The sequence below is a fragment of the Prolixibacter denitrificans genome (assembly GCF_003014495.1).
Lineage (GTDB): Bacteria > Bacteroidota > Bacteroidia > Bacteroidales > Prolixibacteraceae > Prolixibacter > Prolixibacter denitrificans.
In genome coordinates this window covers 641899-655522 of the sequence record NZ_PYGC01000001.1, presented here as the reverse complement: position 1 = coordinate 655522, position 13624 = coordinate 641899, and the positions used below count along the sequence as shown (strand labels likewise).

At 45.7% G+C, this 13624-nt stretch carries 15 protein-coding genes and 1 riboswitch; of the genes, 13 read left to right on the top strand and 2 right to left on the bottom strand.

All coding sequences use genetic code 11. From position 1 onward, the window contains the following. Positions 1-51 precede the first annotated feature (51 nt). The 12 genes from mobA to CLV93_RS02810 all read left to right on the top strand — a co-directional run bounded on the left by mobA (position 52) and on the right by CLV93_RS02810 (position 10762). Positions 52-624 (top strand): molybdenum cofactor guanylyltransferase, encoded by a 573-nt coding sequence (gene mobA / locus CLV93_RS02865; RefSeq protein WP_106540643.1) that lies wholly within the window; start codon positions 52-54, stop codon positions 622-624. 357 nt (positions 625-981) lie between these two features. Beyond that, positions 982-3222, top strand: coding sequence for a molybdopterin-containing oxidoreductase family protein (locus CLV93_RS02860; RefSeq protein WP_106540642.1), 2241 nt, complete (start codon positions 982-984; stop codon positions 3220-3222). 2 nt (positions 3223-3224) lie between these two features. Further along, entirely contained in the window at positions 3225-3758 is a 534-nt protein-coding gene (locus CLV93_RS02855) for a 4Fe-4S dicluster domain-containing protein (RefSeq protein WP_051538500.1), read from the top strand. A gap of 20 nt (positions 3759-3778) precedes the next feature. Beyond that, complete coding sequence (nrfD, locus tag CLV93_RS02850) at positions 3779-4723, top strand: NrfD/PsrC family molybdoenzyme membrane anchor subunit (protein WP_106540641.1); 945 nt, start codon at positions 3779-3781, stop codon at positions 4721-4723. Positions 4724-4751: 28 nt separating this feature from the next. Continuing rightward, on the top strand, positions 4752-5279 hold the full coding sequence (locus tag CLV93_RS02845; protein WP_246187183.1) for a YeeE/YedE thiosulfate transporter family protein: 528 nt from the start codon (positions 4752-4754) through the stop codon (positions 5277-5279). A gap of 11 nt (positions 5280-5290) precedes the next feature. Beyond that, positions 5291-5881 carry a YeeE/YedE thiosulfate transporter family protein gene (locus tag CLV93_RS02840; RefSeq protein WP_106540639.1) on the top strand — a complete coding sequence of 197 codons (591 nt, stop codon included), beginning with the start codon at positions 5291-5293 and terminating at the stop codon, positions 5879-5881. Between the two features lie 38 nt (positions 5882-5919). Further along, complete coding sequence (locus tag CLV93_RS02835) at positions 5920-6540, top strand: rhodanese-like domain-containing protein (protein ID WP_170108849.1); 621 nt, start codon at positions 5920-5922, stop codon at positions 6538-6540. 43 nt (positions 6541-6583) lie between these two features. Then, positions 6584-6719: riboswitch (molybdenum cofactor riboswitch) on the top strand. Positions 6720-6794: 75 nt separating this feature from the next. Then, positions 6795-7322 carry a hypothetical protein gene (locus CLV93_RS02830; protein WP_106540637.1) on the top strand — a complete coding sequence of 176 codons (528 nt, stop codon included), beginning with the start codon at positions 6795-6797 and terminating at the stop codon, positions 7320-7322. Beyond that, positions 7307-8494: a molybdopterin molybdotransferase MoeA gene (locus tag CLV93_RS02825; protein ID WP_106540636.1), complete on the top strand. Its 1188-nt coding sequence runs from the start codon at positions 7307-7309 to the stop codon at positions 8492-8494. The genes CLV93_RS02830 and CLV93_RS02825 overlap by 16 nt, the downstream gene beginning before the upstream one ends. Next, complete coding sequence (locus CLV93_RS02820) at positions 8478-9278, top strand: GTP 3',8-cyclase MoaA (protein ID WP_106540635.1); 801 nt, start codon at positions 8478-8480, stop codon at positions 9276-9278. Before CLV93_RS02825 ends, CLV93_RS02820 begins: the two co-directional genes overlap by 17 nt. Before the next feature lie 94 nt (positions 9279-9372). Then, positions 9373-9825 carry a cyclic pyranopterin monophosphate synthase MoaC gene (moaC, locus tag CLV93_RS02815; RefSeq protein ID WP_106540634.1) on the top strand — a complete coding sequence of 151 codons (453 nt, stop codon included), beginning with the start codon at positions 9373-9375 and terminating at the stop codon, positions 9823-9825. A gap of 4 nt (positions 9826-9829) precedes the next feature. Next, positions 9830-10762 carry an MOSC domain-containing protein gene (locus CLV93_RS02810; RefSeq protein WP_106540633.1) on the top strand — a complete coding sequence of 311 codons (933 nt, stop codon included), beginning with the start codon at positions 9830-9832 and terminating at the stop codon, positions 10760-10762. Here CLV93_RS02810 and prmC read toward each other — a convergent pair whose 3' ends face one another. After that, on the bottom strand, positions 10763-11605 hold the full coding sequence (gene prmC / locus CLV93_RS02805) for a peptide chain release factor N(5)-glutamine methyltransferase (protein ID WP_106540632.1): 843 nt from the start codon (positions 11603-11605) through the stop codon (positions 10763-10765). It abuts the gene before it with no gap. A gap of 25 nt (positions 11606-11630) precedes the next feature. On the opposite strand from prmC, the gene ribD reads away from it, so the two are divergent. Continuing rightward, complete coding sequence (gene ribD, locus CLV93_RS02800) at positions 11631-12686, top strand: bifunctional diaminohydroxyphosphoribosylaminopyrimidine deaminase/5-amino-6-(5-phosphoribosylamino)uracil reductase RibD (protein ID WP_211297723.1); 1056 nt, start codon at positions 11631-11633, stop codon at positions 12684-12686. Here the strand turns inward: ribD and CLV93_RS02795 are convergent. Beyond that, the gene (locus CLV93_RS02795) at positions 12683-13099 is read right to left on the bottom strand and encodes a DUF6146 family protein (RefSeq protein ID WP_106540631.1); all 417 of its coding nucleotides are present in this window, start codon (positions 13097-13099) and stop codon (positions 12683-12685) included. The genes ribD and CLV93_RS02795 overlap by 4 nt on opposite strands. Between the last annotated feature and the right edge of the window lie 525 nt (positions 13100-13624).

The window sequence follows — 13624 nt, the reverse complement described above, 5'->3', positions numbered from 1 at the left end:
GCAGAAGAAATGAGCTTTTGACGCTACAATAATTCTCTCTACTTTAGCCAAATGAATCAGGTAAAAGCATTGGATTTGGGCGGAATTGTCCTCTCCGGAGGGAAAAGCACGCGAATGGGGCAGGACAAAGGTTTTGTTCTGTTCGATGACAAGCCGCTGGTTCAATATGCGATTGATTTGTTGGAAAAGTTTACTCCCGATATCATTATCAGTGCGAATCATGAGGAATACAAGAAGCTGGGCTACCCGGTTGTGGAAGACAAATTTACAGATTGTGGTCCGGTGGCTGGTTTGTATTCTTCTCTGAAAGCTTCGTCCCATGATTGGAATCTGATTTTGAGTTGCGATGTTCCGTTGGTCAACGAAGAGGTCTTAACCCTTTTGCTGGATCAACGGAGAGGGAAAGGTGCTGTACCGGTTCATGAGGGAAAACTGGAACCTCTCGTAGCCCTTTATCATCGCGACCTGTATAAGGTTTTTGAAAAGAGCATCAAAAATGGGAATTTTCAGCTTCGAGGTATCATAAAACAGGCTGAAATACACCTCGTTTCTTTCGACGATTTAATGACTCAAAATCCACGTCTGTTCGATAATTTCAATACTCCCGGCGATTTGAAAAGATAGCTTTCGGTAGTCTATTATATTTATCCTATCTAAATAAAAATAATTTTCAGAATCTCGTTATTTCCGGGTTGTTTTTCCTACCCAAAAGCGGTTTGAAATCGTACTTAATGCCCAGTATTATAGATGGTTATGAATGTGTTGGTGGCGGATTTGTTTCTCCGGATTAAAACTACTTCATAATCAATGAGAAAACTGCCTATTTAGATTAAAACCAAATATAACTTCGCTATCCTGCTGAAAAATATGCATCAGTAAATCAGTTGATTAAGTAGATTTTTGAATAGAGGTGATTTTTTCATGTGTTATCATGTTAATAAATGTATATTTTCGTATATAAATGTTTAAAAGTCTAAATTAATGGTTAAGAGCAGAAGGGATTTTATCAAAATCTCCGCGTTAAGTTCTGCTGGATTGTTTGTCGGTAATCAGGTAGTTAAAGCTGCCGCATCGGCTGCCGACTCCGAAAAGCAGAATAGCGATTATAAGCTGCCCTCTGATTTAAAACGTACTCCCACGTATTGCGAAGTTTGTTTTTGGAAATGCGCGGGTTGGGTTCATAAAGATGAGGACGGTCAGATAAAGAAAATTACCGGTAACGATCTGGACCCAAACAGTAACGGGCGATTCTGTCCGCGTGGAACCGGAGGCGTCGGCATGTATTACGACGAGGATCGGTTGAAGTATCCACTTATCCGAACTGAAGAGCGGGGTAAGCAAACTTTCCGTCGTGCCTCATGGGACGAAGCGTTCCAGTACATCGCCGATAAGATGGCCAAAATTAAAGAGGAGCATGGCCCCGAAGCCACAGCACTGTTTACCCACGGTTCAGGAGGTAAGTATTTCACCAACCTGATGAAAGGTTTTGGCTCGGCAAATGTTGCTGCACCTTCGTACGCACAATGTCGCGGGCCGCGGGAAGTGGCATTCATCGCAACTTACGGCCAGGGAATCAACTCACCCGAGAATACCGACATCCGCGATACCCGTTGCATGGTGCTGATTGGTTCACATATCGGTGAAAATATGCACAACGGCCATGTGCAGGAAATGTCGGATGCCATCGACAAAGGCGCTACCATAATTACGGTAGATCCTCGTTTCTCAACGGCTGCCAGTAAGTCTAAATATTGGTTGCCTATTAAGCCGGCGACTGACATTGCTTTGCTGTTGGCGTGGATTCATGTAATTATAAACGAAGATCTTTACGACAAAAAATATATTGAGCAGTATGCCTATGGTTTCGACCAACTGAAGGCGCATGTTCAGAATATGACTCCGGAATGGGCGTATGGAATTACCACCATTAAGCCTGACGTTATCCGGAAAACGGCTCGCGAAATGGCGAAAGCAGCTCCGGCTACGATCGTTCATCCCGGTAGGCATGTGACCTGGTATGGTGACGATACGCAACGTTTGCGTGCTGTTGCGATTCTGAATGCATTACTTGGTTCGTGGGGGCGCCGCGGTGGTTTCTACATGCCCGATAAGAAAAGTGTTCCGCATGCGAAACTTCCTCCGTTCCCGAAACCGGAGTTTACCTGGCGTGATGCGATGGATGGGAAATATCAGCTGGCTGACCTGGCTTTAGCTAACGGAATGTGTGATGCGACCATCCCAACTTCGGCTATGAGCCGCTCCATAAAAGGATGGATTGTCAATGGAACCAACCTGATTGAAACGTTGCCTGATCGTAGAAAAACACTGGCAGCCATTCAAAACCTCGATTTGATGGTGGTAGTTGATACCATGCCGATGGAAATTACCGGCTGGGCAGACGTCGTACTTCCGGAATGTACCTACCTCGAGCGTTATGATTCCATTCGTGATTCGCAGCACCGCGAGCCGACCATTGCTTTGCGTATGCCGGCCGCTCAACCGAAATACGAAAGTCGCAGTGCCTGGTGGATGGCTAAGAATCTCAGCCGCTACATGGGATTGGAACAGTATTTCCCCTTTGATACCATCGAGGAAGAACTGGACCATGAATTGAAACAGATGGGCACTTCTCTTGCCGAAATGCAACAAGTTGGCGTGAAAAAATGGAAGCGTGCTTACGACGATATCTATTTCAAGGATGGAGAAGCAGTAGAATTCTTTACCAATACCGGAAAAATCGAACTGTATTCAACTTCATTGGCTGAAGGAGGTTTCGATCCGATGCCGACTTACACAGCACATCCCGAGCCGCCTCAGGGCTATTACCGCCTGATTTACGGCCGGGCTCCGATGCACACCTTCACGCGTACAGCGAATAATCCGAACCTAACTGACCTGATGTCGGAAAATGCCGTATGGGTAAATCCGAAAGTGGCCGGCGAATGGGGTCTGAAGAATGGTCAGGAAGTGTATCTGCAAAATCAGGACAGCGTAGTTTCCAGTTTTCCTGTGAAAGTCAGGGTGACTGAACGCATTCGCTGGGATTCGGTTTACATCGTTCACGGTTTTGGACATGCCAATAAGAAATTGTCCAGAGCTTTTGGCCGCGGTGCCAGCGATGCTGAATTGATTACCAACGTAATGGTTGACCCGATTATGGGTGGAACCGGAATGCGTGGAAACTTTGTAACCTTTAGATTTACGAAAGGAGAGGAGGCCTGATTATGAGATATGCAATGGCTGTTGACAGCAAAAAATGCGTGGGATGTAGCGACTGCGTAGTAGCTTGTCAGACTGAAAATAATGTACCCATCGGTTATGCCCGTGACTGGGTACGTGAAATCAACCATGGTATTTATCCGGAGTTGCATACCGAATTGCGTTCGGAGCGCTGTAACCACTGCGATAATGCGCCATGTGTACGAAGTTGTCCGACCGGGGCGAGTCATTATGCCGAAGGTGGTATTGTGAAGGTAGCCGAAGAGAAATGTATCGGGTGTAGTGCCTGCATCATTTCGTGTCCTTACGATGCCCGTTATATTCACCCGAAAGGGTATGTCGACAAATGTACTTTCTGCGATCACCGCGTAAAAGACGGTGAAGATCCCGCTTGCGTAGCGGTTTGTCCTACGAAGTGTCTCTATTTCGGTGATCTCGATGATCCGAATTCTGAAATGTCGACACTCCTTCGTGTCCGTAAGTACAAAACACTGATTCCAGAAGCGGGAACCGATCCGCAGCTGTACATCTTAGTCTAAACCTAAAAAATCATATAACAATGAACGAAGATCTCATTGTCAGTGGACGGATGAATCCGCTAATCGACCCGCATCTTGGTGTTTGGGAATGGCAAATTCCCAGTTACCTTTTTCTGGGTGGTTTGGCTGCCGGCATTTTATTCTTCGCCGGTCTGTTCACTGTCTGGAATAAAGAGGAGCAATATCCGACTGCTGTCAGAAAAGCGCCCATTTTGGTTCCGTTTATTCTGGCGTTAGGACTGTTATTTCTGTTCCTCGACCTGAAACACAAGCTCTATTTCTGGAGATTGTATACAACCATCAAACTGGAATCACCCATGAGCTGGGGAGCCTGGACACTGATGGCCATCACTCCGCTGTCGATTATCTGGGCAGCACTGAATATCCGGGAATTTTTCCCCAACTGGGACTGGAAATTCGACTGGGTAAAACAGTTGGAAAGCTGGTTCAGGAAATACAAAAAAGAAATGGCCTGGGCTATGATGACTCTCGCGTTAATACTGGGAGTTTATACCGGTATTCTGTTCTCCGCTTTCAATGCCCGCCCATTGTGGAATACCTCCATCCTGGGGCCGTTGTTCCTTATTTCCGGATTGTCGACGGGAGCAGCTTCTATTGTCTTGCTTTCGAAAGTGAAAACAGAAAGGCACATGTTTGCCAAAATTGATTTGGGACTGATTGCGATTGAGCTGTTTTTGATCATTCACATGTTCATGGGCTTCAATGCTGGTACACAAACCAAAATCAATGCCGCCGATCTCTTTATGGGAGGTGATTTCACCGCTTCGTTCTGGGTACTGGTAGTTGGTATGGGATTAGTGATTCCTGCCATTCTTGAAGTACTCGAAATGCGCGACAAGAAAGTTCCCTACCGGGCAGCTCCGGTGCTGGTATTGATTGGTGGCCTCATCCTTCGTTTTATTCTGGCGCATGCCGGACAGATGAGCCATTGGGTAATGAATTAACTAATCAGAGAATATCTTAAACCAAAAAATGATGAATCTGGATAAAAGTAAAAAGTATTGGAATCCATACTTCGGAGGCGTGATGCTTGGTTTGGTTCTGCTGGCTGCTATCTATACAGCCGGGCGTGGACTTGGTGCCAGCGGCGCGGTAAAAAGTGTGCTCGTAACCGGAATGGAAGCGGTTGCTCCGTCACATGTCGAAAACACTCCGTTCTATAAGGAATATTTTGCGTCTCACTCGGGCAATCCGATGAAATCGTGGCTGGTATTTGAAATGCTGGGCCTTGTCGTCGGAGGTTTTGTTTCCGGAGCGATGGCGGGACGACTGAAGTTCAAAGTGGAACATAGTCCGAAAATTACCAGCCGTAAGCGTATCATCTTTGCCGTATTGGGCGGAATATTCTTCGGTCTGGGCTCGCAGCTTGGTCGTGGATGTACGAGTGGCGCTGCATTGAGCGGCATGGCGGTATTAAGTCTCGGTGGCTTTATTACCATGATATTTATTTTCGGAACAGCTTTCGCGCTGGCCTATTTTGTACGTAAACTCTGGATTTAAAACACGAAACTATGGGACCATTAACGGTATATGAAATTATATCAGCCAATACCAACCTGGTGTTAGCATTTGTCATCGGCATCGGTTTTGGCTTTGTACTCGAAAACAGTGGTTTTTCTTCATCACGGAAACTGGCCGGCATGTTTTACGGCTACGACACTACTGTATTGAAAGTATTCTTCACGGCAGCCATCACGGCGATGGTTGGTACACTCATCTTCGCTCTTCTTGGCTGGCTCGATTTGAGTGTAATCTACATCAATCCTACTTACTTGTGGTCGGCCATTTTGGGTGGAGCAGTAATGGGTGCCGGATTCATTTTGGGCGGTTTCTGCCCGGGAACGGCTTTCTGCGCTTTGTCTATTGGTAAGTTGGATGCTCTGGCCTTCATTGGCGGACTCTTCATTGGTGTATTCCTTTTCACGGAAGCTTATCCGGTTTTCGAAGGAATCTACAAAGCCGAATTCATGGGAGCACCGTTTGTGTACGATGCACTCGGAATGTCACGTGGCGTATTTGCCGCTATCCTGATCATTGCTGCGTTTGGAATGTTCTGGCTGGGAGAATGGTCGGAGCGGAAATTCCCGCGCGATGAGTATTGATCTGAGGATTTGAGTGAAAAACTGAAAAACAGATGAAAATGAACATGAGATTAAAACTGGCGATGGTGTTCATTCCGTTAGGATTGTTCATTGCTGCCGTTCCCGAATCGAAAACCAAGGCTGTAAAATCCAGCCCTGATAAAATACTGAGCGAGGTGCGAACCAATTCTCATCTCATCACTACCGATGCGGTAGCTGACATGCTGATTCAAAAAGACCCAAGCATGGTCCTGATTGATGTACGCAGCAAGGATGAGTTTGATGCCTATCACATTCCCGGCGCTATCAATATCCCGATTGACAATATCCTGGCCGACGATTGGGCAGGGTATTTCGATCAGATGGCGAAAATGAATGTGCTGTACTCCAACGGTAACAGCAAAGCTACCGAAGCGTGGATGCTGTTGCGTCAAAAAGGGTACAAAAGCAACTACGTGATGCAGGGCGGCATGAATTACTGGGCTGAGACCATCATGAATCCGGAAAAGCCGGCTTCAACCAGTCCGGATGATGAAATTGCCAAATACGATTTCCGGAAGGCTGCCGGCGGTGTATTAGGTGGTGGAGCGATTGCTCCTGCCAAAACACAAGTATCTGCACCGGCTCCGGCACCGGTTCCCAAGCGTCCGAAGAAAAAGCGGGCTGCTGGTGGATGTTAACTGAACAGTGAGCACGTCCCGGTGACGTAAAACATATAATTGGTTTGATTTTGAACTCCGAGCCTGTTCTCCTAAAGCGAAAGCCATGGAGAACAGGACGCGGGTCAATCCGGAAACGGTTTGGCCTCCCGACGGAATCAGAGATTCCCGACTTGGAAAGGAGATAGCGCATAGCCCTTTGAAAGGTGCTATGCGATATTTGCCTGATTTCCATGTGGGAGGTCAGGCAAATTTTTTTACAGAAGGTTCCAACGATGAAGGAGTTGACTACAATGAATAATGCTTTGCTAATTGCCGGTTGTGGAAGGAATGTCGGTAAAACCTCAGCCGGTTGTGCTTTGGTTAAAGAGCTTTCGCTGAAGACTCCCGTTTATGTTGTCAAAATTTCATCGCATTTTCATGTGCTGACAGATTCTCTGAACGTACTGACTTCTGAGGACAAACTAATGATTGCGGAAGAAACCGATGCCTTATCAGGAAAAGACAGTTCGCGTTACCTGGACGCTGGTGCAGCGAAGGTGTATTATGTGCAGGCTCGGGAGGAGAGTCTTCCGGTTTTGGTGAAATGGTTAACTGAAAAATTCAATGCAGATCAGCCGGTCATCATTGAATCAGGCGGTCTGGGAGGATATATTCGTCCCGGAGCTGCAGCGTTGGTTTGCGATGGGAGTCGTGAAAAAAAAACAGATTGGTCTTTCAACTATCAACTAATCACGGAAAATGAACCTTCCAGAGTCCGTTTACCGTTTAACTGGAATAACAACAGATGGCAGAAAAGATGATATCGATTGATGAAGCACTGCAAATTGTGCGGAATAATGCCGAAGTGCTTGGCATTGAAAGTGTAGGGATGCCGGAAGCTACCGGGCGTGTTCTGGCTGAAGATGTTTTTTCGGATGTAAACATGCCGCCATTCAATAAGTCAGCCATGGATGGTTACGCTTGTCGTAAAGAAGACCTTTCGGGATCATTGAAAGTGTTGGGCGAAATTCCTGCCGGTAGTTTTCAGACTTTTACTATCGGCCAGGGAGAGTGTGTCAAAATCATGACTGGTGCGCCCGTACCCGAAAGTGCAGATGTGGTGATCATGAAGGAGTATGTGGAGATTTTGGACAACGACCACATTCGTTACACTAAAACCAGCGGTTCCAGCAATATTTGCCTTCTGGGCGAAGATGTCCAAAAAGGTGACAAGGTATTGAGTGCCGGCACATTGATTCGTCCGGAACATATCGCTGTTTTGGCTGGTGTTGGGAAAACAACGGTCGATGTTTGCCGCAGGCCGAAGGTAGCCGTGATGACGACTGGAAGCGAATTGGTTGAGCCAACAGAAAAGCCATCTGCCGGGCAAATCCGGAATAGTAACGGACCTCAAATGGTCGCTCAGCTTCGTTCGATGAATTTTCCGGTTGAATACTCCGGAATCGTTGAGGATACACCTGAGGCAACCCAATTGGCCATCCAAAATGCTTTGCTGGAAAACGATGTAATTCTTCTTTCCGGAGGAGTTTCGGTTGGCGATTACGATTTTGTTCCGCAAGTGTTGAAAGAACTTGGCTTTACCATTTTAACTACCGTGATGGCTGCTAAGCCCGGCAAGCATACGCTTTTCGCCCGGAAGGGAAAAAAGCATGTTCTCGGTTTGCCCGGAAATCCGGTTTCTTCGTATGTCCAGTTAGAGGTGATTGGAAAAGAGTTACTCTATAATCTGATGGGAACTTCTTTTACACCTTTCCGAATCAAAGCTCGGTTGGCTGTTGATTTCAAGAGAAAGAAGAATAATCGCTACGAATTTTTGCCCGTGATTATTTCCCCTTTCGGGGAAGTGGAACTGCTTCCGTATCACGGTTCAGCACACATACATGCGCTTACCGGTGCCAATGCGTTGATGGAAATCCCGGTAGGAATAAGCGAAATAAGTAAAGGAGAAAGCGTTTATGTTCGACCGTTATAACCGCGAAATAACGTACCTGCGGATTTCGGTTACCGACCGGTGCAATCTGCGATGCCGCTATTGCATGCCCGAGGAGGGTGTGGAGTCAATGCGACATGAGGATATTCTCTCTTTTGAGGAAATCGCTGAATTTGTGAGACGAGGAGCAGCACAGGGAATTACGAAAGTGCGTCTGACAGGTGGTGAGCCTTTGGTTCGCAAGGGAATTGTTGGCCTGGTGCATATGCTGGCACAGATTGACGGCATTGAAGAGGTGGCGATGACGACCAATGGAATTCTGCTGGAAAAATTTGCTCCGAAGTTGAAGGAAGCCGGATTAAGCCGGGTGAACATCAGTCTTGATACTACCGATCCGGAAAAATACAGTTACATCACACGAGGCGGAGATATTGATGCAGTTTTTCGAGGCATTGATGCGGCATTAAAACACGGACTCACACCGGTGAAAATCAACTGTGTGATTCGTCATTCTGAAGATGAAGAGGATGCACAATTGGTCACTGAATTTGCCAAAACGAAAGGACTGAAAGTGCAATACATTCATCAGATGGATTTGGAAACCGGAAGTTTTTCGAAGGTAAAAAACGGAGAAGGCGGAAACTGTCGTTCGTGTAACCGCATCCGGCTGATGGCCAACGGCTGCGTGAAACCTTGCCTGTTCAATCCGAAAGGATTTAATGTTCGGCAATATGGGTTTGACGAAGCTTTGCAGCTGGCAGTGGAAAACAAACCCAAATCCGGCAGCAAAAACCAGACAGGTGCATTTTACAAAATTGGAGGTTAGGTAGGACTTGAGTATAGGATGAGTATGGGATAAGTATAGGATAGATGGAGGGAGAGTCAAATAACAGCTTAACTTAATCAGAGAAAAAAAGGACATGATAAACAGAAAATTGTCACATACCGATGAGCAGGGACGTGCCCGAATGGTTGATGTTTCTGGAAAGCCGATTCAGAAAAGAAGAGCAGTCGCTTCGGGTAAAATTTTGCTACAGCCCGAAACGGTCCGGTTGATAAAAGAGAACCAGATGAAGAAGGGAGACGTGATTACTGTTGCCGAAATTGCCGGTATTCAGGCGGCCAAACGAACGCACGAACTCATTCCGCTTTGTCATCCATTGCAACTCAGCAAAGTGAAAGTGACTTGTACACTTACCGAAGGAGGCTTGGAAGCCGTCGGCGAAGTCGTTTGCAGCGGACAGACAGGTGTGGAAATGGAAGCTTTGACAGCTGTTCAGGTTGCGTTACTCACGGTTTATGATATGTGTAAAGCAGTTGACAAAAAAATGGTCATGCAGGATATCCGGTTGAACGAAAAGACAAAAGAGTAAAGAAATGGAACAGATTGTCGTAAAATCAGTCAATATTTCCGAGAAGAAGGGAACTATTAAACTTCCGGTCGACCGGATTAAGTTGGATTTTCATGGTGTACAGGGCGATGCTCATGCCGGAAGCTGGCACCGCCAGGTAAGTCTGCTCGGAACGGAGAGCATCGATAAGTTTTCGGAAGAAGCCGGAAGGAAGATTACTTTTGGCGAGTTTGCGGAAAATATTACCACGGAAGGAGCCTTGCTGTACGAGATGCGCCCATTCGATCGGTTGGTGGGAGAGCACGTGGAATTGGAAGTAACTCAGATTGGGAAAAAATGCCATGGCGATAATTGTTCCATCTTCCGCGAAGTCGGTAATTGCGTGATGCCGAAGGAAGGTATTTTCGCCCGTGTATTGAAAAGCGGGCACGTACAGGTAGGTGACGTGCTGACATATCAACCACGTATTTTCAAGGCGTTGGTTATCACCCTCAGCGATCGGGCTTCGAAAGGAGAGTATGAGGACAAAAGCGGTCCGCTACTGGCAAAATTACTGACAGATTTTTTTACAGACGAAAAGCGAAAGGTGGAAGTGGAAACCATCGTCATTCCCGATGAAGCTCCGGTGTTGCAATATCGTTTACAAGAAGCAAGGGAAACCTGCGTCGATATGGTTTTTACGACCGGTGGCACAGGAATCGGTCCACGCGATATTACACCAGACGTGGTTGCAGAGATGTTGGATAAAGAGCTTCCGGGTATTATGGAGATGATACGTATAAAATACGGAGCTGAAAAACCTAATGCATTGTTGAGCCGAGGTGTCGCTGGTGTAATGGGAAGGACGCTGGTTTTTACCTTGCCGGGAAGTCCAAAAGCGGTACATGAGTATTGCACCGAAATTTTCCGAATTCTCAACCACGCATTTCTGATGTTGGCCGGGATTGATGGGCATTGATTACCGGGTGGCGCAAATCATCCGGTCCTTCCCGTTGATGTCTTTTCTTAATGTCAGGTTCGGAAATCCTTTTTCTCTTAAAAGGGAAGCGGTTTGCTTTCCTAATGCTTCATTGATTTCAAAATAAAGCTTCCCTTCCGGAGAAAGATGTTGTTGTGCAAATTCGGCAATGCGTCGGTAAAAAATTAGCGAGTCATCGTTGGAAACGAAAAGTGCCAGATGAGGCTCGTGACTCACAACATGATCCAGCATCAATGATTTTTCCTCGTCTTTTACATAAGGAGGATTGCTCACGATGATGTCAAAAGTTTTGTCAACCGAAGCCGCTTTCCACTGAAGTATGTCGACCTTTTGCGTGCGAACATCAACGTGATTGCTCATCGCATTTTGGTTCGCAACCTTTAAAGCTTCCGCAGAAATATCATAAGCAAACACTTGGGCACCAGTGATGTTTTTTGCTAAACTGACGGGAATACAACCACTTCCGGTTCCAATGTCCAGAATTTTCGGTGTCGGAAGCTTGTTGTCTTTGATAATCCAATCGACCAATTCTTCGGTTTCCTGTCGCGGAATCAGTACCTGGGGATTCACAAAAAAAGTCAGACTGTAGAAATCAGCTTTTCCTAAAATGTATTGGATGGGCTCTCCATCAACAAGGCGGTTCAGAATTTCTTCAATTTCCGTTACCTTAGCATCCGGAATGGTTTCATCTTTTTTCAGGTGAACCTGAAGACGACTATATCCGAGAACATGCTCAAAAATCAGAAAAGAAATACTTTCACTCTCGGCCGGTTCATAACGGCTGGAAAGTTTTTCCCGGATGTCATCAATAAGTCGTTTCATCGTGCAAAGATAAAGAAAGCCGGAAATGAATCAGTCATTCAGTTACGATAAGAAATATATGGAACGGGCTATCGAACTGGCTCGTTTAGGCATGAGCAATGTAGCACCGAATCCGATGGTTGGTTGTGTAATTGTTCACGAAGACAAAATTATAGGTGAAGGATTTCATCAAAAATATGGAGGACCTCATGCAGAAGTGAACGCCATTAATTCGGTGAAGAAAAAAGAGTTGTTAAAAGATTCGACACTTTACGTGACACTGGAGCCCTGTGCTCATCATGGCAAAACGCCACCATGTTCGGATTTAATCGTATCGAAAAAAATTCCCCGCGTGGTTATTGGCACAGTCGATCCATTTGCACAGGTAGCCGGGAAAGGAATCGAAAAATTAAAGTCTGCCGGTTGTCGTGTTGTGCTGGGCGTTATGAAGGAAGAATGTCAGGAACAGAACCGGAGGTTTTTCACATTTCATGAAAAGAAACGACCCTACATCATTTTGAAATGGGCGCAAACGCTGGACGGATTTATCGACATTGACCGGTCGCCGGAACATTACGGACAATCAACCTGGATTACCAACCAATTGTCGAAAACTGCGGTGCATAAAATGCGGACCGACGAGGCGGCGATTATGGTAGGCACCAACACAGCTGAAAAAGACAATCCATCGTTAACCGTTAGAGAGTGGCATGGCTGTCATCCACTGCGTATTGTTCTCGATCGTACCAGGCGCCTGAGTAATGATTTAGCTCTGTTTGATCGATCGATACCCACGCTGATATTCACAGAAAGCCCTGAGAACGATGAAAAGAACCTCGAATTTGTGAAGCTGGATCCCTCGCGGGATGCCGTGCAACAAATGCTGGATGAATTGTACCAGAGAGATATACAATCGTTGATTGTAGAAGGAGGCCGAGAATTACTGGACAGTTTTATGGAGCGAAATCAGTGGGACGAAGCACGCATATTCGTTGGTAACCGGTTATTCCGTAGCGGTGTTCCTGCTCCGAAAATACCGGGTAAACTGGTTAAAGAAGATGAGCTGGACGGAAGCCGGCTGTTACTTTTCAGAAATATCTAGAAAACCGGCTGCGGTCGGGACCCACCGGTCAAAATTGGAATTCCCAACTTGTGTTCTACAAACTGAAAGTACATGAATAATTTGTGCTCTACTTCAAGCGGATAATCTTCCGAGAAATCGTAATTAATCTGTCCGTTGAACAGTTGGGCATGAGGATAAGTCGATGCTTTCAGATTCCATTCCCTTACATAACGAACATTCCAATTGTGGTAGTATTGTTTACTTCTGTAGTTGGCTTTGTTGTCGTGCATGGCATACCAGCTTTCGAATCCGGGATCCAAAGCGACGACTTCAGTGGTGTCCTTTTGTGTCGAGTCATTTTCGGCTTTCAGCACCACACTCTTTGTACTGTCTTTGGGAGCGGCACATGATGCTGCAATAACGACCAGTATTAAAAACATCAATTGTTTCATAATTGCCTCCTGTCTTTTGTACATATAAAAATTGCCAAAATCGTGCCAAAAAGCAAGTGTGAGTTCGCTTAACCTTCTAGAAATGAGTTTGTACAATGAGGCTGGCTGTTAAAAAAGCATAAAAGTTTGCAAGTGTTTGTTAAATGGGTGAGAATATGTTAAATATGTGATTTGAATTAAATAATGGATAATTACCTGATTCTGTGGTTGAAATGTTTACACTTTAATGGCTCTCTGAAAGGAAAAAATGTAAAAATTATAGACTAAAAGGGTTACCTTTTGCGTTCTTAAAGTATAAATAACTGCAAAGGTTGGAGCGGTTTTTCAATAATCAGCCATCTATTGTTCCGGCACAGAGGAGGTTAATAACAGGTAAGCATTTCAAACATTTCTTCTGACTTGAAACGTGTCGTGTTCATGTTAATTATTTAAACAACTGATATGAAAAACCGGATTCCCCGAATTAAAGAAAATTTTTATTCAGGGGATGACTAAGGCATAGAGCCCTTATTTTTCCACCAGGCA